The organism is Pseudoalteromonas sp. MER144-MNA-CIBAN-0113 (assembly GCF_040308965.1).
Taxonomy (GTDB): domain Bacteria; phylum Pseudomonadota; class Gammaproteobacteria; order Enterobacterales; family Alteromonadaceae; genus Pseudoalteromonas; species Pseudoalteromonas tetraodonis.
This window is the reverse complement of record NZ_JBEOOG010000353.1, coordinates 1-272: the sequence shown is the minus strand read 5'-3', so window position 1 is coordinate 272 and position 272 is coordinate 1. Positions and strand designations below refer to the sequence as shown.

Genomic DNA, 272 nt, shown 5'->3' with positions numbered 1-272 from the left:
ATATTACCTGTTTTTAATTCAAACCCTGTAGTTGTTGCATCAAGGGAGTCCTCACCTTGCAAAACAGATAAAACCAGAAGCGAATCTTTAATAGAATTCGCCATCGGCCCTACTGAATCATGGCTACTTGAAAGAGGCACAACACCTGAGCGTGATACTTGGCCCATACTCGGTTTTATTGCATAAACTCCATTTACTGAAGCTGGGCACGTAATTGAACCGTCTGTTTCAGTCCCTAATGCTATGGGCGCAAAGTTAAGTGCTACCGCAAC

The 272-nt window shown here is 43.4% G+C and carries 1 protein-coding gene; it reads right to left on the bottom strand.

Annotation, left to right across the window (positions count from 1 at the left end; translation table 11 throughout):
- On the bottom strand, nt 1–272 hold a 272-nt coding region (locus tag AAEY57_RS20005; protein WP_350608667.1), incomplete at both ends, for an amidase family protein.